23 protein-coding genes and 1 CRISPR repeat array are annotated in these 19,031 nt (G+C 60.7%); of the genes, 3 read left to right on the top strand and 20 right to left on the bottom strand.

Annotated features, from left to right (window positions below):
* Position 1 precedes the first annotated feature (1 nt).
* The 14 genes from ACWHRL_RS14535 to ACWHRL_RS14470 all read right to left on the bottom strand — a co-directional run bounded on the left by ACWHRL_RS14535 (position 2) and on the right by ACWHRL_RS14470 (position 7,358).
* On the bottom strand, positions 2-277 hold the full coding sequence (locus tag ACWHRL_RS14535) for a PAAR domain-containing protein (RefSeq protein ID WP_447894232.1): 276 nt from the start codon (positions 275-277) through the stop codon (positions 2-4).
* A 9-nt stretch (positions 278-286) separates the two neighbouring features.
* Complete coding sequence (locus tag ACWHRL_RS14530; RefSeq protein ID WP_447529808.1) at positions 287-613, bottom strand: hypothetical protein; 327 nt, start codon at positions 611-613, stop codon at positions 287-289.
* Positions 614-622: 9 nt separating this feature from the next.
* Positions 623-1,099 carry a phage baseplate assembly protein V gene (locus tag ACWHRL_RS14525; RefSeq protein WP_447894231.1) on the bottom strand — a complete coding sequence of 159 codons (477 nt, stop codon included), beginning with the start codon at positions 1,097-1,099 and terminating at the stop codon, positions 623-625.
* A 76-nt stretch (positions 1,100-1,175) separates the two neighbouring features.
* A complete protein-coding gene (locus ACWHRL_RS14520) occupies positions 1,176-1,634 on the bottom strand; it encodes a phage virion morphogenesis protein (protein ID WP_447894230.1) in 459 nt (152 codons plus the stop codon).
* A complete protein-coding gene (locus tag ACWHRL_RS14515; protein ID WP_447894229.1) occupies positions 1,631-2,116 on the bottom strand; it encodes a phage tail protein in 486 nt (161 codons plus the stop codon). Before ACWHRL_RS14515 ends, ACWHRL_RS14520 begins: the two co-directional genes overlap by 4 nt.
* A gap of 84 nt (positions 2,117-2,200) precedes the next feature.
* A complete protein-coding gene (locus ACWHRL_RS14510) occupies positions 2,201-2,584 on the bottom strand; it encodes a hypothetical protein (protein ID WP_447894228.1) in 384 nt (127 codons plus the stop codon).
* Positions 2,581-3,393: an N-acetylmuramidase domain-containing protein gene (locus tag ACWHRL_RS14505; protein WP_447894227.1), complete on the bottom strand. Its 813-nt coding sequence runs from the start codon at positions 3,391-3,393 to the stop codon at positions 2,581-2,583. Before ACWHRL_RS14505 ends, ACWHRL_RS14510 begins: the two co-directional genes overlap by 4 nt.
* On the bottom strand, positions 3,393-3,665 hold the full coding sequence (locus ACWHRL_RS14500) for a phage holin family protein (protein ID WP_447894226.1): 273 nt from the start codon (positions 3,663-3,665) through the stop codon (positions 3,393-3,395). Before ACWHRL_RS14500 ends, ACWHRL_RS14505 begins: the two co-directional genes overlap by 1 nt.
* On the bottom strand, positions 3,665-4,006 hold the full coding sequence (locus ACWHRL_RS14495) for a putative holin (protein WP_447894225.1): 342 nt from the start codon (positions 4,004-4,006) through the stop codon (positions 3,665-3,667). Before ACWHRL_RS14495 ends, ACWHRL_RS14500 begins: the two co-directional genes overlap by 1 nt.
* 19 nt (positions 4,007-4,025) lie before the next feature.
* Positions 4,026-4,241: a tail protein X gene (locus ACWHRL_RS14490; protein WP_447894224.1), complete on the bottom strand. Its 216-nt coding sequence runs from the start codon at positions 4,239-4,241 to the stop codon at positions 4,026-4,028.
* Complete coding sequence (locus tag ACWHRL_RS14485; RefSeq protein WP_447894223.1) at positions 4,238-4,699, bottom strand: head completion/stabilization protein; 462 nt, start codon at positions 4,697-4,699, stop codon at positions 4,238-4,240. The genes ACWHRL_RS14490 and ACWHRL_RS14485 overlap by 4 nt, the downstream gene beginning before the upstream one ends.
* Positions 4,700-4,812: 113 nt before the next feature.
* Complete coding sequence (gene gpM, locus ACWHRL_RS14480) at positions 4,813-5,493, bottom strand: phage terminase small subunit (RefSeq protein WP_447894222.1); 681 nt, start codon at positions 5,491-5,493, stop codon at positions 4,813-4,815.
* Positions 5,493-6,497, bottom strand: a complete 1,005-nt coding sequence (locus tag ACWHRL_RS14475) for a phage major capsid protein, P2 family (protein WP_447894221.1) — start codon at positions 6,495-6,497, stop codon at positions 5,493-5,495. The genes gpM and ACWHRL_RS14475 overlap by 1 nt, the downstream gene beginning before the upstream one ends.
* A gap of 48 nt (positions 6,498-6,545) precedes the next feature.
* Entirely contained in the window at positions 6,546-7,358 is an 813-nt protein-coding gene (locus tag ACWHRL_RS14470; RefSeq protein ID WP_447894220.1) for a GPO family capsid scaffolding protein, read from the bottom strand.
* Between the two features lie 143 nt (positions 7,359-7,501).
* Here ACWHRL_RS14470 and ACWHRL_RS14465 point away from each other — a divergent pair, with 143 nt between their 5' ends.
* Both ACWHRL_RS14465 and ACWHRL_RS14460 read left to right on the top strand, forming a co-directional pair.
* Positions 7,502-9,292 carry a terminase large subunit domain-containing protein gene (locus ACWHRL_RS14465; RefSeq protein WP_447894219.1) on the top strand — a complete coding sequence of 597 codons (1,791 nt, stop codon included), beginning with the start codon at positions 7,502-7,504 and terminating at the stop codon, positions 9,290-9,292.
* Positions 9,289-10,353 (top strand): phage portal protein, encoded by a 1,065-nt coding sequence (locus tag ACWHRL_RS14460; RefSeq protein WP_447894218.1) that lies wholly within the window; start codon positions 9,289-9,291, stop codon positions 10,351-10,353. Before ACWHRL_RS14465 ends, ACWHRL_RS14460 begins: the two co-directional genes overlap by 4 nt.
* 361 nt (positions 10,354-10,714) lie before the next feature.
* On the opposite strand, the gene ACWHRL_RS14455 is transcribed toward ACWHRL_RS14460, so the two are convergent.
* From ACWHRL_RS14455 to ACWHRL_RS14440, 4 genes are all read right to left on the bottom strand, one after another.
* Positions 10,715-10,972, bottom strand: a complete 258-nt coding sequence (locus ACWHRL_RS14455) for a hypothetical protein (RefSeq protein WP_447894217.1) — start codon at positions 10,970-10,972, stop codon at positions 10,715-10,717.
* 477 nt (positions 10,973-11,449) lie between these two features.
* Positions 11,450-11,716: direct repeats of the CRISPR family, unit length 28 nt; unit sequence GTTCGCTGCCGCGCAGGCAGCTTAGAAA.
* A 226-nt stretch (positions 11,717-11,942) separates the two neighbouring features.
* Positions 11,943-12,251: a hypothetical protein gene (locus ACWHRL_RS14450; RefSeq protein ID WP_447894216.1), complete on the bottom strand. Its 309-nt coding sequence runs from the start codon at positions 12,249-12,251 to the stop codon at positions 11,943-11,945.
* A gap of 65 nt (positions 12,252-12,316) precedes the next feature.
* Positions 12,317-13,030 (bottom strand): phosphatase PAP2 family protein, encoded by a 714-nt coding sequence (locus ACWHRL_RS14445; RefSeq protein ID WP_447894215.1) that lies wholly within the window; start codon positions 13,028-13,030, stop codon positions 12,317-12,319.
* A 98-nt stretch (positions 13,031-13,128) separates the two neighbouring features.
* Positions 13,129-13,707, bottom strand: a complete 579-nt coding sequence (locus tag ACWHRL_RS14440; RefSeq protein ID WP_447894214.1) for a TetR/AcrR family transcriptional regulator — start codon at positions 13,705-13,707, stop codon at positions 13,129-13,131.
* Between the two features lie 223 nt (positions 13,708-13,930).
* Between ACWHRL_RS14440 and ACWHRL_RS14435 the strand changes: the two genes are divergently transcribed.
* Positions 13,931-15,373 (top strand): NAD(P)/FAD-dependent oxidoreductase, encoded by a 1,443-nt coding sequence (locus ACWHRL_RS14435; protein ID WP_447894213.1) that lies wholly within the window; start codon positions 13,931-13,933, stop codon positions 15,371-15,373.
* Between the two features lie 90 nt (positions 15,374-15,463).
* On the opposite strand, the gene ACWHRL_RS14430 is transcribed toward ACWHRL_RS14435, so the two are convergent.
* Positions 15,464-18,310, bottom strand: a complete 2,847-nt coding sequence (locus ACWHRL_RS14430) for a valine--tRNA ligase (RefSeq protein ID WP_447894212.1) — start codon at positions 18,308-18,310, stop codon at positions 15,464-15,466.
* A gap of 255 nt (positions 18,311-18,565) precedes the next feature.
* Positions 18,566-18,997, bottom strand: a complete 432-nt coding sequence (locus tag ACWHRL_RS14425) for a DNA polymerase III subunit chi (RefSeq protein ID WP_447894211.1) — start codon at positions 18,995-18,997, stop codon at positions 18,566-18,568.
* Between the last annotated feature and the right edge of the window lie 34 nt (positions 18,998-19,031).

Here is a 19,031-nt window from a genome sequence, read left to right as displayed (position 1 = left end):
GTCAGCCCCCTACGAACACGTTGGTCGAGCCGGTGGCGACCAGCGAGCCACACGCGACGGGGTCACCGACGCGGCCTTTGGGGCGACCGTTGACGAATACGGTTTTGGAGCCCGCGGCGAGTACCGATTCATGCGAGCAGTGCCGCGCCCAGCCGTCGGCGACGCGGTGGCTGGGGATGCCGTTCACGAATACATCGGGCGAGCCGGATACTGATGGGCGCGGTGAGCATGAGCCGTGGCCGGTGCACATATCGCCGAGGCGGGTAGCTGCGGGCATGGTGGTCTCCTAGAGCGGCGTGGGCGCCGCCATTTCCTGGCGCACGTTGTCGAGCTGATCCGCCTGCTTGAGCGCGTTGATCATCGCAGCGCGGCTGAGGCCGCCATCGCCCTTCGTGATCGGGCGGGTGTAGATCCCCAGCGATTCCTGGCTTGCCCGGCGCTCGAGATTGCCCAGGGTGTTGGCGAGGGCGTGCTGGCTGGTGGCCAGCGAATCGCCGTTACCGGCATAAAGCGCTTCGCGCATGAGCTTGAGTTCGTCGCGGATCTCTTCGCCGACGGTGATCATTCGGTCGAAGTGGCCGCTGTAGTCGATTGCGCTTTGAGTGGCATCCATGTGGGCCCCCTAGTTCTCGTAGATGTTGCGACCTTTGAGGTGCATATCGCCGCTTGCCGTGATTCGGATATCGCCGGTGGCGTTGATCGTTATATCGCCGGGTATGTCGACGGTCAGGTGGTGCTCTACGTGGTTGTAATCGATCACCGCGCCGTCGGGCATGACGGCATGGAAGTGGTCGCCGTGGTCACTGGGTGCGCGGTGGAGGTTTCGAAACAGGCCGGTGAGCACGACGGCGGTATTCATGTCGCCGCCGGGGGCGATGACGAGTACCTGTTCGTCGACGTTCGGCGGGCACCAGGTGCGTGTGGTGCCCGCGCGGCTTTCGATCCAGCGCAGCCAGTTCGTTTCGAGCTCGCCGATTTGTACCCGCACGCGCGGCGGCTTGGGCGGCTCGGCGGCGGGGTCTCCGTAATCCACTTCAGTAACGATACCCACGCGGATCAGGTTGTTTATCAGGCGGCGTAATTCAGCGACGTTTTCCATGGCGTTCATGCTGCGCGGATCTCGCGTGGGTGGGTAGCGGCGGGCGTTGTGCCACGCGGGCAAGACAAGGCGGGTGTTATTTGCCGGGCGGGGTGAGGTGGTTTAGCACGCTTTCGGCGATGCGGTTGCGGTCGGCGGCGGTGATGCCGACGAGCTCACGCCGGGCGTATTGGTGCACGGGGCCGCCTTTTTCGACGCGGTCGCGCAGGCCGTAGTGATGCACGCGCGCAATTTTGGCGACGCGGCCGGTGAACTGGACGGCGGCCTCGTCGGCGCTGGTTTTGATGCGCAGGTGCTTCGCGGTGCGCAGCTTGGTGAACATGGCTTTACGGCGCACTTGGCCCCGGCGGCCGCGTAGCTCGGTGCGCGGCTCGAACGGGGTGCCGTCGGGGTTCGTTTGGGCTTTGATACGTTCGCGGTTAGCGATGCGCAGGTCGCGGGCGACGTTGCGGGCGAGGACGCGCCGCTCTTTTGGTGTGAGCTTGTCGATCAGCGGCGTGAGCCAGGCGTCCAGCTGCTGCAGGTCGTCGCTCATGCGGGGCTATCCCATTCGCTTTTGAGAACGTGTGCTGCGTCGGTTGGCCCTTTGACGTAGAGCTGCCAGCTTTTCGCGGGGCAGGCGTCGATGGGGTACTCGGGCATGCGGTGTTCGGATTCGATGCGACCGCTCTCGCAATCCACTTTCGAGACGACGCGCTCGGTGAGGCGCACGATCAGGGCGAGATCCCAACTGTGGTTATTCAGAATCTCGGCTTCGAGCTGGACGGCTTCGTCGGGATCGAGGTCGGGCTGGTAGGTGTTGAGCCATTGAAGTAGCGGAATCATCACGGTATCCAGTGAGCCACTGTAATCGGTGATGAGGATTTGAGCATCGACGGTGTATTGATGGCTCAAGTTGGTGCCGCGCGAAAACTTGATCTTGCCGTCATTGATGAACGTGTGGAGCTGTTCAGGATTGCGCTTTAGCTCGGGTATCGCGTTGAGTAGATGGGCGCGTAGGGATTGGAGTTTGATCATTGGAGTGCCTCGACGAGCCCATTGTGGCGGGTTGCGCAGCGGTGATATTCGGCGGCCCATTCGCTCATTGTCAGCGCAACGTCTTCACCGGTTCCTGTTTTGAGCAGGGGCAGCACGCTGGGGCACCGTTGCATTAAGTTCCGTTGAATCGGGTCGGGTGCCGGCGGCGGCATTGTTGAGCATGCGGATAGCGTCAGGCTCAAGGCATACGCGCTGATAAATGGGCTTTTGGATTTCACGGATGATTCCTCGGTCGATGATCCGCTCGTTCGCTGTTAGCTCGGCGAGGCGCGTTTCGACGTTCGCGGCGATCTCGGATTCGCGGGCGAGCCCGGCGTCGATGGCCTGGCGAGCGGCGCGCTCGGCGGTGAGCTGGTGGCTTTCGTTTTGCCAGTTAGAGACTTGCCAGCCGGCGGTGAAGGTGATGGCCAGCGCGGCGGCGCTGGCCAGGATAACGAGCTTACTCATGCGGCTAGCCTCAAGCCTTGGTCGTGACGGCGGTAGGCGGCGGCCATCTTGGTGTCGTAGTCGTTCGCGGCGTAATTGGGGCCGTTGTAGCGACGAGCGAAGTCGGCCCAATCGTGGCGGCGCAGCGCGGCATGAATCGCCTTGTCGGCTTCGATGAATCGAACAAAGGCAGCAAGCTGGCTGGGTTCGTCGGTGGCCATGCTCGCGGCGTAGTGCGCGGCGGATTCGTAGCCGAGGTTTTTCCAGTGAAAGCCCATGATTTGGAACAGGCCCCAGCTTGCGGACTCGATCGAGGCGGGATAGTGGATATTTGCGGCGCGTTCGCGGCGGTCGTGTTCACGATGGCCGCCAACGTAACCGCCGGGGCTCGCGTTGACGATGTCGGGCTGGGCACGCTGGTAGGGCACCGGGTTGATGCCGTGGTGTTGCAGCTGTCGGCGCATGATGTGGCGTTCGAACAGAATAACCGGCTGGCCGTTACGGGGGCCGCCGATGTGGAAGCCTTTGCCGCGACTTTCGACTTCGTTCACGGCCATGACGGCGGCGAGCTCGACGCCCAGCCGTTCGGCGGCGTTGACCAGGTCGATCTGGCGGAGTACGCGACTATCACGTTGGCCTTGGAGCGCGCTGCGGGTTTTGGGGCCGGCGATGCCGTCGGCGACCAGGCCTTGGGTTCGCTGGTAATTGCGCACCGCTTCTTCGGTTTTCGGGCCGAAGTGACCGTCGACGCTGATCGCGTAGCCCGCTTTATTGAGTTCACGCTGTAGCGCGGTGACGCTTGGGCCAATAGAACCTTGTCGTAACAGCATTAATGTCTCCAAAGTGGGCGGATAAGGTGGGCGACGTTGCCGCCGGTGCGGAGCAGGCCTACTGCCAGAGCGACCAGGCCTGCCGCTATGAGCCAGCGAGCCGCGTCACCGGGCGCTGGGCCGAAAATGGCGACGCAGGTAGTGGCCACGACGATGAGCCACGCCGCTAAAGCGACGCCGGGGCGGTAGCGGCCATCGCGCCGGCGGAATGTGAGCAGCCGGGCGACGATGACGAGCGCGGCGGTAATCGTGATCAGGTAGGTGATGCTCATTAGCGCCCTCCCAGCCATTTTTTGAGATCGAGCGTTTTTACTCCTTCGATTGCTCGTAGCCCTGCGGTGACCGAAACGGCCGCGGCGATGAATGCCGAGACGGCGGAGTGCTCCAGCATGTTGCTCAGCGTTGCAGGGCCGCCGAGGTAACCAATCCAGAACGAAATGAACAGGTAGACGAGCCGTTCGACGATGCCGAGTTCTTTCGCGCTCATTACAAAGAGCGTTGCGCCGCAAAATGCGCCGACGACGGCGTTCGCGTCGATGCCGGGCAACATGCCGATCACCATCGCGGCGAGCGAGGCAGTGCCGGCGGCAACGGCGGTTGATGGTTCGGCCATGTGATCCCCTTGTGTTTTCTCAGCTCCAGAGCTGAATCTTTGGTTTTTTGGTTTCGCGGGTTTCCGGCGGCGGCGGTAGCGTGACCGGGGTTCCCTCTTTGAGCACCGGGCCCTGGTCGGCCAGGTGCGGGTTGAGCTGTAGCGTTTGCTCGGTGATTGCGGCGGTTTTTCCGTAGACGCGGTAGAGCAGGGCGTCGAGTGTCTCGCCTTGGTGGGCGTGGGCCACGCGGTTCATATCAGCTCGACGGTGGTGTGTGATCGACCGACTATTTCGGCTATCGCCCAGCGACTGTCGGCGCGATAGTCGTCGGCTGCGGTTTCAATCGTTTCTGAGCGCAGCCTTGATTCACCCGTCGCCGAGTAGTCGCGGTAGCGTTCGTGAAGATCCGCTTGGGCTTGGGCGTAAACGGCTCGGGTATAGAGCAATTCGAGATCGCCAGGGGATTGCCACGGCTCTGGCGGTATTGCGTCCCAAGCCATCCGGCCGGCGTGCTGGTGTTCGTGCTGGTAGTCGGCGAGCTGCCGGTTGATGTCGGCTATCGCGGCGCGGAGCGACTGGCGGATGCGAACATCGGTGACACTCGTGACCCGCTCTTCGTCACGGAACGCGTTGGGGTCGATGTCTGGCCAGAATCCGTTATTGATGATAATGGCCAGCGTTTTGCTGGGGGCGTTGGTGCCGTGGGCGATCATGTGGCCACCTGTTCTTTCCGAGCGGTTAAGAAGGGGGTGGACCGCTTCGCGCGAGGCTCAAAGCCCTTGCTTGGCGGTGCCCCCTTGCCGTCGGGGTGCGACTCGGTTGGCGGTCAGGCGTTGGCTTGGCCGTCCTGTTTTTTCAGCTGCCGTTCGAGCTGCTGGATGTCTTGCTTGACGCCGATGCGCTCGTTCAGCGCGAGGGCCTCTTTCAGCTGGGCCAGTGCGCCTTCGGGGTCTTCGGCGGCGCGCAGGGCGTAGCCGTAGCTTTTGTGGAGCTTGGCTTTGATCTGGTCGTGCATGTCGTGGTCGCCGACGGTGGCGACGGTGCGGGCCATGACGTTAGCGAGGGCGTCGGCATCGGCGCCTTCTTTCTCCAACTGCGCTTTGACGCCCTCGGCGATCTCTTCGGCGAGGATGCTGACGGTGTCGCGGTCGTACTGGTCCGGCGTGTCGAGGTCGTGTTTCACGGCGTAGGTTCCGATTTCGAGGGCTTTATCGAACTCGCCAACATCGATACACCAGATCATGAGCGTCATGAGTACGTCGTCTTTGGCGCCGTTGCCCTCAGAGAGCACGCCGTCGACGTAGGGCATGTAGTCCGGCAACATCTCGCGCTTTTTCTCGATCTTGGCCGCGACTGACTTGATGGCTTTTAGCGTGCGGCGGGCTTCCCAGAGGGCGGCGGCGTGGAGTTCGAATTGCTGTCCGCGCTGTTGCTCACCGGGGGTGGCGGCCCCCGCCGCGTTTGCGGCGGAGACTCGTTCGAAGTGCTTGCGGGCGGGGCTTTTCATTACTCGCCCCCTTGCCCGGCTTCTTCGATGCCTTCGACCAAACAGCCGAAGCCGTAGTCCTCAACGACGTAATCGTCGTTGCTGGATTCGTAGTTCTCGATACGGTTGCGGCGCGGGTTGTCGAGCACGTAGCGGCGGCGACTACCGAGCTGCCAGTAGAGCGATAGGTTAGCCAGCGAGGTGATCATGACGGCGCCATCGGGCACGAACGGGGCGCGTACTGCCTGGAGGCCGCCGACGCGTTTCTGGCTGATGATCAGATCCATCGCGCGGGCTTCGGTCGGGGTTTCGGCGTGCGCTTGAATCAGCGGGAAATACTTATCGGCCAGCATCTTGCGGCCCATGATCGCTACGAGGTCAGTGTCTTCGCGGTACCATGGGTCGATCATTTCGTTGACGGCGTCGAACACCAGGGCATCGAGGTTTGCGTAGTCGCCGCCGGCGCCAACTTTTACGCCTTTGAGTACACGCTTAACGGCGTGCTCGCGGTACTTCTGCAACCAGCCCTTATTGACGTCCTCAAGCATCGGGTTGGCGGCGCGGTCGGTTTCGATTGCCGCTTTTTCACCGTTGAAGCCGATCATGATGCGGTCGAGCGCTTGGCGTTTCAGAATGGCGTTGCGTAGGCGGGCTTGGAAATCAGGGAAGCGTGCCCAGGCGTCGAGCTGCGCCCAGCGAATGTGGGTGTCGAACTCGGTGCTCACGCATTCGTAGCTCTCAGCCGTCAGCTCGGCCACATCGCGAGTCTGACGGTCTTTCTGCTCAACGTTGGTACGCCCGGCGATGGGGCCGGAGACGCCGAGGCCGACTTTCTGGCCCTTAATCTCGTCAACGCCGACCATATTGATCCGGCTCAGAAACTCGCTGGACTCCTGCATGCGGGTTTCGAGTGTCTGCTGGACGCCGGGTGTGACGTTGAACTGTTCGCTGGTGTTCTCGACGCCGTTCAGCTGGGCGAGCTGGCTCTTGAAGGCGTTGAAGGCTTTACGTGTATCGTTGCGCATTGATGTTCCCTTGAGTATTGGACGGTGGCGGCTGAATGGCGGCCGGCGTTAGCAGTCGGTGAGCTCGGCGGTGCCACCGGTCGCGGGCGTGCGCGGCGGGGTATCCGGCGTGTTGTCGATCTGGTTGAAGAGCTGCTCGAAGCGCTTTTTCAGGTCAGCGTGGTCGGTTTGCAGCTGACTGAACTGCTCAGCGGTGGGGCGGGTTTCGAGCTCGTCGGCCAGAGTGTTGTAGTGCTCGGCGACGACCTCGAGCGTGCCTTCCAGCTCGGTGCGGAATGCCTCGAACCCCTGAGTGGTCTTGGTATCGTGACGCTTGAACAGGCCGGCGATCTTTGCCTTGAGGCCGTCGGCAACCGGGGGCTTTTCTTCGGTGAAGTCGAGCTCGACTTCTACGGCTTCGGTGAACAGGTTCTCGGCGTGCTGTTTGCGGCTGGCCAGTGGGGAGGCGGCACCGGCATCGCGGCTGAACTTAATCATCTCGGTGCCGAGCGATGCCGGGGAGTCGGTAACCGCCAGGCCTTCGAGGTAGGCTTCACCGGTATCGCCGAATTTGGGGTTGATCTCGATCGAGCTGTAGACCTTCTGGCGACGCTTGTTCATCGCCTTGAGCTCGTCGGTAGGGTCGATCTCGGCGAAGAGAGCCAGCTTGCCATCTTCCACGTCGCGCGATTCGACCGAGAGCACGTCGCCCAAGGCGTTGAAGGCGCTATCCGCCGTCATGCCGCGAATGTGTTCCATCCAGATGCGGGCGCCATATTTCTTGGGGTCGTAGTTCGCGGCCATTTGGATGATCCAGTCGCGTTGGATCTCGCGGCCGTCGGTGGTTGCGCCTTCGGTGGCGACGCGGAAAAACTTGGGCATGTTGGGCTTCCTGAGCGGTTGGCGGTTCAATGCGCTCAGGTTCCGCGTGTAAGCGGTTTGGCTCAACGGGCGGGCGTTGTGCGGGGTTTGCATGACAAACAGAGGCGGGCGTCGGCATCGCGCGCGGCGGGTACGCTGGCGGCATGACGACAACCGCCCCCGACCCGATACCGAGCGCTGACGAATCGCCGCGCATGACCGCCCGCCACCTGTATTGGCAGGGGTGGCGAGTTGCGCGTATTGCCGAGGTGATCGGCGAGAAGCCCGCGACTGTTCATAGCTGGAAAGCGCGGGACCGCTGGGAAGACGCCACGCCCACCGAGCGCGTCGAGCATTCGCTCGAGGCGCGGATGGTGCAACTCATCGCGCTGCCCGAAAAGGAAGGCAAGCACTTCAAGGAGATCGATTTGCTGGGTCGGCAGATCGAACGGCTGGCCAGGGTGCGCAAGTACCAGGAAACCGGTAGCGAGTCTGACCTCAACCCGAACATCGAAGCGCGTAACGCGGGGCCGAAGAAGAAGCCTAAACGGAACGCGCTGGATGAAGAGCTGATGGAGGCGTTGGAAGTCGCCTTTCTTGATTCGCTGTTTGAATATCAAAGGGTTTGGTTCGAGGCAGGGCATAAGCACCGCATACGCAACATTCTCAAAAGCCGCCAGATCGGCGCCACTTGGTATTTCGCCCGCGAGGCTATCGTCGACGCGTTCAAGACTGGCCGGAACAAAATCTTTCTGTCTGCTAGCCGCGCCCAGGCGCACATCTTCCGCAATTACATCATTCAGTTCGTCAAAGAGGTGTGCGACGTCGAGCTTAAGGGCGACCCTATCGTCCTGGATAACGGCGCTGAGCTGCACTTCTTGGGTACCAACAGCAAGACCGCCCAGGGTTACCACGGCGACGTGTACTTGGATGAATATTTCTGGATTCACCGCTTCGCCGAGTTCCGCAAGGTCACCAGCGGCATGGCGATGCACAAGAAGTGGCGCCAGACGTATTTCAGCACGCCCAGCAGCGTGGGCCACGAGGGATATCCGTTCTGGAATGGCGACCTGTTCAACAAGCGGCGCAAGAAATCCGAGCGGGCCGAGTTTGACGTCAGTCATGAGGCGCTGAAGAACGGGAAGCTGTGCCCGGATGGGCACTGGCGGCAGATCGTCACGGTGCTGGATGCGATCGAGGGCGGGTGTGATCTGTTCGACCTTGAGCAGCTGCGCCTGGAGTACTCACCGGAAGAGTTCGACAACTTGCTGATGTGCGGGTTTGTCGATGACAGCCAGAGCGCATTCCCGCTGGCCACCATGAAGGCCTGCATGGTCGACTCTTGGGAAGTTTGGGACGACTACCGGCCCTACGCCCCGCGGCCGGTAGGTGACCGCGAAGTGTGGATCGGCTATGACCCCACCGGCCAAGGCGAGGACGGCGACGGCGCGGGGCTGGTGGTATTGCTGCCCGCTCGCTCGAGCGAGGAAAAGCACCGGGTGCTCGAGCGGCACCGGCTCAAGGGTCAGGACTACGAGAAGCAAGCCGAGTTTATCGAAGCGTTCCGCGACAAATACAACATTGCTCATATCGGTATCGACACTACCGGCATCGGCGGGGCGGTCGCGGAGTACGTCGAGAAGTGGTTCCCGACCGTCGTGCGGTACCGCTATGACGTTTCCCTCAAGACCAGCATGGTGCTGCAGGCTCAGCAGATCATGCGCAAAGACCGGTTGGAGTTCGATGCGGGCTGGTCGGATCTGGCCGCGTCGTTCATGGCCATCAAGAAAGAGCTTACCGGCAGCGGCCGGCAATTCACTTACGTGTCGGGTCGCAGCAAGGCGACCGGCCACGCGGATCTCGCGTGGGCAACCATGCACGCCCTACATTTTGAGCCTATCGACGGCCCCGCGATCGAGGGCTCTGGAAAATCCATCATGGAGATTTACGAATGACGACGACTGCCACCGCGGACAAACCGCGCCACCGTGTTTATGCCTATGAGACTGAAAAGGCCGCCCCGGCGGTGGCCACCGATGGCGGACGGATGGAGGCGTTCACGTTTGGCGATCCGGAGCCGGTCACATCGATGCGGGACGTTTGGTATGAGGGCGTCTGGCTCACGCCCGATGAGTGGTACGAGCCGCCTTTTCCGCTAAGCGTTCTTTCAAAGAGCTACCGGGCGACGCCGCACCATGGCAGCGCGATACAGGTGAAACGGAATATTCTGCTCAAGACGTTCATCCCGCATCCGCTCTTGAACCGGCGCAACTTCGCTGCGCTGGCTCTCGACTACCTCGTTTTTGGTAACGGGTACCTCGAGGAGGTGCGGGGTCGGCTGGGTCGTCGGCTGGGCTTACAGCATCGAAGCGCCAAATACATGCGGCGGGGGGACAACAATCGGTACTGGTGGCACCCGAACTATATGGAGCGTGTCGAGCTGCCCGCCGGGCGAACTATTCACTTGCTCGAGGCCGATATTGATCAAACCATTTACGGGGTACCGGACTATATCGGCAGCTTGCAAAGCGCCTGGCTCAATGAGTCCGCGACGCTGTTCCGGCGCCGGTACTATCTGAACGGCTCGCACGCTGGTTTCATCATGTACGTGAACGACCCTGCGCACGATACGAAAGACATCGATGACATGCGCAAGGCGCTCAAGGAGAGCAAAGGGCCGGGCAACTTCAGGAACCTGTTTCTTTACTCGCCTCGTGGGAAGAAGGACGGCGTGCAGATCATCCCTGTTTCCGAGGTAGCCGCGAAGGACGAGTTTGCCGCTATCAAAAACATCACTCGAGACGATCAGCTGGCCGGGCACCGGATACCGCCGCAGTTGATGGGAATCATCCCACAAAATACTGGTGGGTTCGGCACACCCCGGGAAGCGGCACGGGTGTTCGTGGCCAACGAGCTTGAGCCCATCCAAGCCATTTTTAAGGAGATCAACGACCACATTGGCGAGGAGGTCGTGAGATTCGAGCCGTACCGGCTGGACGATCCCAACGCCGACTAACCCCGACCGATAACCGAAGCCGCCCACCCGGGCGGCTTTTTTGTGCGCGCCTGCATGAAGCCAGTTTTTGAATAAGTCGTATTAGCCTTTTTATTAGCTCTCTCATTGCGTTTAAGCGCCTTTATTCTTTCCGCTCTCCGATGCCATCTTGATTGAGAACGTGCCGCACGCGCTCGCTCTGGCCGTCCTGCCCACCACCACGACGACCCACGCCGCGCCATCGTCACCCCGCCCCGCCCGCGCGCTAAATATGGTGGTTTTTATGCAGTGTTGCGCTAGGGACTCAGGCCGCGCCGGTACTGGGCGGAAGGGCGGTTATAAGGGGCGCATTTTTTATGCGTTCTCATGCGGAATTATGCAGTTATTGCGGCGGCTGGTGGAGTCGGTCGAGGTAGTGCTTGGCTAGCATTTCGAGAATGGGTTTTCGGTGGGCGTCCCAGATCTTTTCATCGACCATGGTGGCGATGATCGACGGCATTTCAGCTTGGGTTAACCAAAGCTCTTCCATTTCCCATGGCATTAGCTCAATTTTTGCACCGTGTTTTTGATGACGTATATCAAAGCGCACACAGTAGTCACCTTGGTGGTTTTGTTTGATAGCGTAGCTGAATCGCTTCATAGCATGGTGCTCTAAGTAGCTGAATCACAAGGCACGAATACCATGTTTTTACATATATCTTTTTAAGCTAACTCATTAATGAGACTGTAAAACTATTATACCTTGTAATCAGTAGGTCCCGGGTTCGACTCCTGGTGTCGGCACCATCAAAAGATGGTTAAAAGCTAAAGTGTTAAAGAACACGATCAAGCCGCCTTTTTAGGCGGCTTTTTTGTATGTCTAAAAAACGCCCACCGATGGACACGTTTGCCTTCTACAGACAGTGTTCGCTATATCGCCACTGCTCTTGCACTGCATTTGGCACTCCCCTTACAACTCAACTCTCTCAGCGCCACCAGTTGATTTCGACCCTTTTTTTAAATTCAAAAACGATTTTCCGAAAATCAGTAACTTAGCGACCCGCCCAAGAAAAGGGTAATTCCGCTCTTGTCGACCAAAGTCCTTTAGCAATCAGATAATTACTCTTGATAGACTCTTGTTCGCTGCCGCGCAGGCAGCTTAGAAATGTTCATCGAATCGAAATTGAACGGCCATGCGGTTCGCTGCCGCGCAGACAGCTTAGAAATGGCAAGGAATGTTGCCCATATCACGGTAAAGTTCGCTGCCGCGCAGGCAGCTTAGAAACATTCAATGATTCGGCTGGCGAAGCCCATAAGGTTCGCTGCCGCGCAGGCAGCTTAGAAAATGAGATAGCGCAGGAGTTCGCCGACCACCGGGTTCGCTGCCGCGCAGGCAGCTTAGAAACTGCCTGTCATCCGTTGCCCTTCGGTCGCTCCATTCGCTGCTGCACAGGCCGCTCATAAAATCCGATTGGAGAGCCGCTTTCGCCGCAAGTAGTTTGCTGCCGTACAGGCAGTTCAGGATCAATAGGATAGGCACCGCGGTGCGGATGCGCTGTCGCTTACGCCGCGCTACGCGGGGAGAGGTGGAAGAGGCGATGTAAGGGGGCGGGAAGCTGTTGGTGGTGGCGTTAACGCCTGTTTCGACGCACCAAAGTAACCATCAGCGCCAGAATGAAACAGGCCACCGCCGGCATCAGTACATCCAGCACCGAACCCAGGTGCCAGCCGGTGTACACGCCTTCGAACATGTCCACCGGCTGGGTTTGGCCCCACTCCCAGCCGCGCTGAATGGCCAGGCGATACTCGTGCTGGGCGATTTCGCGGCCCAGGAACACCGCCACGGCCAGCGAGCCGGACACCCAAAGGGTGACCCGGGGGAGCAGGGCGAGCAGGAGTTGAACGCCCAGGGCAATGACCACGTGTTCCAGCTGACTCATGTCCATAACGTATCCGTTGCGGCCGGTGGTAAGGGGCCAATCAAAACGGCCGCCCTAGGGGTGGCTTAGTGAAACCGGGGTAAGAGCTTATGAGCGGCGGTATCGAAAAAGCGTGCCATCCGGTCGATCAAGCTCGAGATATACGAGTTGCACAGAATCCAGGGCAGCACCACCAGCACGATGGCAAGCGCCCCGAAGTAGACATCGCTCACCCAGTGGCCACCCACCAAAATGCGCGGCAGGGTTACGAAGATAGCCAGCGCCACGGAAAGCGAGGCGATCAGGCGGTCGGCGAAGCGCAGCATGAAGCTGGCGAATACCATGGCCAGCACGCCGTGGTCGCTCGGGAAGCTGTTGGAGGCGGTCGCCTTGGCGTTCAGATAGGTGTAGTTGTTGAGAATGTTGACGTCGTCGTGCCACACCGTAGGGCTGGGGCGGGCGGCGAGCAAATCCATGTGCAGCATTTCACCCAGCAGCGCCCCCACCGCCGACATGATCAAGCCGATCGCCAGCCACTTGGGCCAGCTGCCGTTCTTGTCGCGCACCATGGCGAAGAACAGCATGATCACCAGCACGCCAAACATCACTTTATCGAAGGCGCGGGTGTTGAGCAGTGCCATGGTCTCGACCCAGCGCGGGTAGACCGGGCTTACGAACTGGTTGAAGAAGAAAAAGACGTCATCGTCCAGCTTGGTCCAAAAAAGTACCGATGGCAGCCACCAACTGGCGATCAGGGCAAATCCAAGGAAGTTGTAAAAAAGAATGCGGCGAGTGTGCATGGCAATACCCATATTGCGGCTTATGGTTCAGGGCATAGTTTAGTTGCTTAGCCTGTTAATGAACAGTGTTTCGTAATCTGTGCGTCATGCTCGCCTCCTCACTTTTCGGTCTTATCGGCGCTGCTGGCGGCGATGGCATTGGCCACGGTGGTGCGGGCGTGTTCGAGTACCGAGCTCCACTCCTCGGGCGTGGGGTCGGCAAAGCCCAGGCCACGCAGCAGAAAGAGCCCTTCGATTGCAAGCACGGCCTGGCGGATGTCTTTACTGGCGATATCGTCGCCGTCGAACAGCTCTAAAATGGTGCGGTAATACTCTCTTGCCGGGCGCGATTTCTCCGGCGAATGGAGCAGGGCTGTCATCAGAAAGGCGGAGCGGCGAATGAGCCGGTCGTCTTCGGTCAGCGCCTCATCGAGATAGGCGAGCAGGCGTTTGTGGCTATGTTGCCAATCGCTGCCTGCCCGGGTTTTGACGGCGCCATGCACGCGCTCGATCTCGCGCTGCAAGACCGCGGCCACCAGGTCGTCCTTGGTCGCGAAGCTGTAGACCAGGCCCCCTTTGCTGATACCGGCGCGCTCGGCCACGGCGTCGAGGGTGAACTGGCGCCCGGCGCTTTCCATGATGATGGCGTCGGCGGCGTCCAGAATGCGCTCGAGGGAAATCTCTTTCTTGCGTGCCATGGGCCTCCCGGTCTTCGTCGATCAGTGAACACTGGCAGTTTACCTTATCCCCGCTGGCTCGCGCTGAACGCCTTGCAATGCCGTCGGTATTTTTCGTTGCACCGAGTTGATCGATTGCGTCAAAAAAGCGCACTTTTATTTTCCGACTGGTCAGTCATAATCTCTCTTTTTTCGTGAGCGCTTCATGAGCGCCGCATTCACACACGTCAAAAGGTACAGAGCCATGGCGCTATCCAGACGCAGTTTTCTCTTGTCCGCCGGTACCGGTATCGCCGGCGGCGTGATGGGCGGTTTTTTAGGCGCGACCTACGGCGCCCGCCCAGGCTGGCGTCTGGAATCGCAGATCCCTCGGGCGGAAGGCGTGGCCACCTCGGACACCTTGCCCGCCCAGGCCGATGTGGTGGTGATCGGTGGCGGTATCGCCGGGCTTTCCACGGCGCTGTTTCTCAACCAGAAAGGGCTCAGTACGGTGGTGCTCGAAAAGGGCGTGGTGGCGGGGGAGCAGTCCAGCCGTGCCTTCGGTTGGGTCTACTCTAATAGCTGGGATTTGGGCAAGCTGGAGCTTGCCAACCGCTCGAAGGCAATCTGGCAAGGCTTTGCCGAGCGCTTCGACGAGGACATCGGTTTTCGCCAGACAGGTAACTACTCGCTGCTGGCCACCGACGACGAGGTAAGCGCAAGCCAGGACTGGCTTGACCAGGCGCGGGAGATTCAGCCGCAGACCGATGCGAGGCTGGTCACGGGTAGCGAACTCGACCGGCTGCTGCCCCAGGGCGCCGGGCAATACAAGGCGGTGCTTCATCAACCCAGCGACGGCACCGCCGAGCCGCGCTATTCGGTCTCGCGCATTGCGCGCGGGGCGATGAATGAGGGCGTGCAGATCGTTTCCCCTTGTGCGGCGCGCACCATCGACCGCCAGGGCGGTAGAGTCGTCGGCGTGCATACCGAGAAGGGCTACATCAAGGCCTCCCAGGTCGTGCTGGCCGGCGGTGCCTGGTCGTCGCTGTTTGCTGGTAACCTGGGCGTTCATCTACCGCAGCTCACCATTGCCTCGTCCATGCAGCGTTTGAGCCCCATCGACAACGCCTTGCCCGGTGCCGGCTATGGTCCGGATTTCGCTTGGCGTCAGATGGACACCGGCGAAACCGCGGTGGGTGTATCGGCCAACGTCGCGCCCATCACCACCGACAGCTTCCGCATGCTGCTGGACTTCTTGCCGGCGCTGAAGCACTCCGGCGATCTGCTCAAGGTACGCCTGTCGAGCGACTTCTTCGCCTCGCTCAACATGGCCTCAAAATGGTCCGCCGATGAGATCACGCCCTTCGAGCAGGTACGGATGCTCTCGGGCAGCGTGGATGAAGACGAAGTGAACACGGCTTTGGCCAACCTGCGCCGCGCCTACCCGCAGTACGAAAACGCCCAGGTGCGCGAGCGCTGGGCGGGCATGATCGACGCAACGCCGGACTCCACCCAGGTGATTTCAGACGTACCGGATAACGACGGGCTCTTTGTCATCACCGGTTTCTCCGGCAACGGCCTCACCACCGCGCCGGCGTCCGGGGAAATGCTCGCCGAGATGATTGCCGGCGAAGAAACCACCTGTGACCCGTCGATCTATCGCTTCAGCCGCTTTACCGACGGCTCGGAGTACGTGTTCCGCCACTGATAGGGTGTTGAGACCCTAAAACGCCAGCGCCACCCGAGAAGGTGGCGCTGGCGTTTAGCGAGGGTACTAAAGGATTAAAACGCGCGTACGTTAGAGCGCTTCGATCTTGGTTTTCTGCTCTTCGAGCAACTTTTTGGCGGACTGAAACTCGGCCAACTTCCCGCGCTCTTTGTCGATCACGGCGGCCGGGGCCTTGGCGGTGAAGCTTTCGTTGGAAAGCTTCTTCTCGACGCCGCCGATCAGCTTGTCCTGCTTGTCGATCTCCTTGTTCAAGCGCGCAAGCTCTGCGTCCTTGTCGATGAGATCCGCCATGGGCACCAGCACTTCCATATCACCGACCAGCTGGGTGGCGCTAAGCGGGGCATCGTCCGGGTTGGCAAGCCAGCTCACGCTTTCCAGCTTGGCAAGCTTGGAGAGGAACAGGCGGTTGTTCTCCAGGCGCTCGGCGTCCGTCGGCTGGCCCTTGGTCAGCAGTACGTCCAGCGGCTTGCCCGGGGCGATGTTCATCTCGGCGCGAATGTTACGCACGGCGACGATCACGCCTTTGAGCCACTCGATATCCCGGCTCGCCTGCTCGTCGATTTGGGCATCAATCGCCTGGGGCCAGGGCTGGTTCATGATCGATGCGTCCTGGCCCGGGTAGCGCCCGGCAAGCGGCGCGACGCGCTGCCAGATCTCTTCAGAGATATAGGGCATCATCGGGTGGGCCAGGCGCAGGATGGTTTCCAGTACGCGTACCAGGGTGCGACGGGTGCCGCGTTTGGCTTCAGCGGACGCATTTTCGTCCCACAGCACCGGCTTGGAGAGCTCCAGGTACCAGTCGCAGTACTCGTTCCAGACGAACTCGTAAAGCGCTTGCGATGCGTGGTCGAAGCGGTACTCGTCCATCGCTTTGGTGACCTGGGCCTCGGTTTTTTGTAGCTGCGAGATGATCCACCGATCCGCCAGCGAGAGCGTCACCGCCTCGTCACCTGTGCCGCAGTCTTCGCCTTCGGCATTCATCAGCACGTAGCGCGAGGCGTTCCACAGCTTGTTGCAGAAGTTGCGGTAGCCGTCCAGGCGGTTCATGTCGAACTTGATATCCCGCCCGGTGGTCGCTTGGGACAAGAACGTGAAGCGCAGCGCGTCGGTGCCGTGGGGCTCGATGCCGTCCTTGAACTCGTCCCTGGTCGCCTTGGCAATCGCTTTGGCTTTTTTCGGCTGCATCATGTTGCCGGTACGCTTCTCGAGAAGCGCGTCCAGGCTGATGCCGTCGATCAGGTCGATCGGGTCGAGCACGTTGCCCTTGGACTTGGACATCTTCTGGCCCTGGCCGTCCCGCACCAGGCCGTGCACGTAGACGGTCTTGAAGGGCACCTGGCCGGTGAACTTCAGCGTCATCATGATCATCCGGGCGACCCAGAAGAAGATGATGTCAAAGCCCGTGACCAACACGCTGGTCGGGTGGAAGGTCTCGAGCTCCGGGGTTTTTTCCGGCCAGCCAAGGGTGCCGAAGGTCCAAAGACCCGAGCTGAACCAGGTGTCCAGCACGTCTTCGTCCTGGGTGAGCGTGATATCGCTGCTCAGGCCGTGCTTTTCGCGAGCCTCGGCTTCAGTGCGCGCAACGAAGACGTTGCCTTGTTCGTCGTACCAGGCGGGAATGCGGTGGCCCCACCAGAGCTGGCGCGAGATGCACCAGTCCTGCAGGTCGCGCATCCAGGCGAAGTACATGTTCTCGTAGTTCTTGGGCACGAACTGGATGTCGCCGTTCTCGACCGCCGCGATGGCGGGCTTGGCGAGCTGGTCGACGGCCACGAACCACTGATCGGTCAAAAGCGGCTCGATGACGTCACCGGAGCGGTCGCCATACGGCAGGGTGTTGTTGACCGCTTCCACCTCGAGTAGCAGGCCGAGCGCGTCCATGTCGTCGACGATCTGCTGGCGCGCCTCGAACCGGTCGAGCCCGGCGTATTTGGCGGGCAGGGTGGCGTCTTCTTCCGGCTGGGGCTGGCCCTTGAGGTCGAAGATCTCGGCGCGTTCGAGAATCGTGGCGTCTTTCGAGAAGACGTTGATCAACAGATGGTTCTGGCGCTTGCCGACTTCGTAGTCGTTGAAGTCGTGGGCCGGGGTGATCTTCACACAGCCCGAGCCTTTCTCCATGTCCGCGTGCTCGTCAGCGACGATGGGAATGCGCCGGCCCACTAGCGGCAGCTCGATGAATTGGCCCACTAATGATGCGTAACGTTCGTCTTCCGGGTTCACCGCCACGCCGGTATCGCCCAGAAGTGTTTCCGGGCGGGTGGTGGCAACGACGACGTGATCCTTGCCGTCCGCGGTTTTCACGCCGTCGGCCAGCGGGTAGCGGAAATGCCAGAAGCTGCCTTGCTGCTCCTTGTTCTCCACTTCCAAATCGGAAATCGCGGTGTGCAGTGTCGGGTCCCAGTTGACCAGGCGCTTGCCGCGGTAAACGAGCTTCTCCTCATGCAGGCGCACGAATACTTCCTGCACCGCCTTGTAGAAGCCGTCGTCCATGGTGAAGCGCTCGCGGGACCAGTCCACACTGGCGCCCATGCGGCGCAGCTGGCGGGTAATGTGGCCGCCGGACTCTTCCTTCCACTCCCAGATCTTGTCCGTGAACGCCTCGCGCCCCAGCTCGTGGCGGGTCTTGCCTTCTTCCGCGGCCACCTTGCGCTCCACCAGCATTTGGGTCGCGATCCCCGCGTGGTCGGTGCCGACCTGCCAGAGCGTGTTGTTACCCTGCATCCGCTTCCAGCGCGTCAGGGTATCCATGATGGTGTCCTGGAAGGCGTGACCCATGTGGAGGCTGCCGGTCACGTTGGGCGGCGGAATCATGATGGAGAAGGGCGCACCGGTGCCGGACGGCGCGAAGCGGTTGTCCGCCTCCCAGCGCGCGTACCAGCGGGTTTCGATCTGTTCGGGTTGGTAGGTCTTTTCCATGTAGTGACTCGCAAACGATGCTTTCCCGAGAGACGCCCGAGGCAAGCATGAAATTCATAAAGGGGGCGAAAAATGGCGGCTAGTATAGCGCGATATGGTCCGATGCGTCAGGGCTCCTGGTTTGCTCAGTAGCCTAGGTCTATGGCTCTAGGGCAATTGTGCAAGTACCTCTTGCACAACCCTATCGACATGTTAAAGGTCGGTAGAGGCACGTATATACGATTGTTTCGCTCTGGAGAACCCTTGGAAGTCTTTTTATCCAATCTTGTGCGGCACCACCTCGTGACCCAGCTCCTTATAGCGCTGCCAGCAGGCGCGTTTAGTGACCAGCACCTGCTGGTGCTGGTTGATGATTTCGGCAACTCTTGTGAAGCGCTCGATGCCCTCGGGAATTTCCGGGTGCAGGTTCAAAAGCGCGGTCTCTTCCGCTGGGGTGGGCAGGGCACCAAAGCCCAGCGTAATGGGCACGCTTTCGGCCATGTCGCTGCCTTCCAGGGCGTGGGGCAGGTAGGCATCCTCGCGAAAGGTCCAGAGCGCGTCGTCGGCTTGCTGCGCCAGTGCCTGGTCCTCGCAGTGAAGGTGCAGCCGGTAGCCCTTGCGGTAGATGGTGTCCGCCAGCTTGCAGGCAAAGGCGAGCCGCGCCTCCAGGGTGGTGTCCTGAAGTATGTAGAAGTCGATTCGCGCCATGGAATTCCCGCATTGAAACGTCTGAAGGCCTGAA

The sequence above is a fragment of the Vreelandella sp. GE22 genome, from assembly GCF_968212445.1.
Note: the sequence above shows the minus strand (reverse complement) of the source record. Positions and strands in the feature narration are given on the sequence as shown.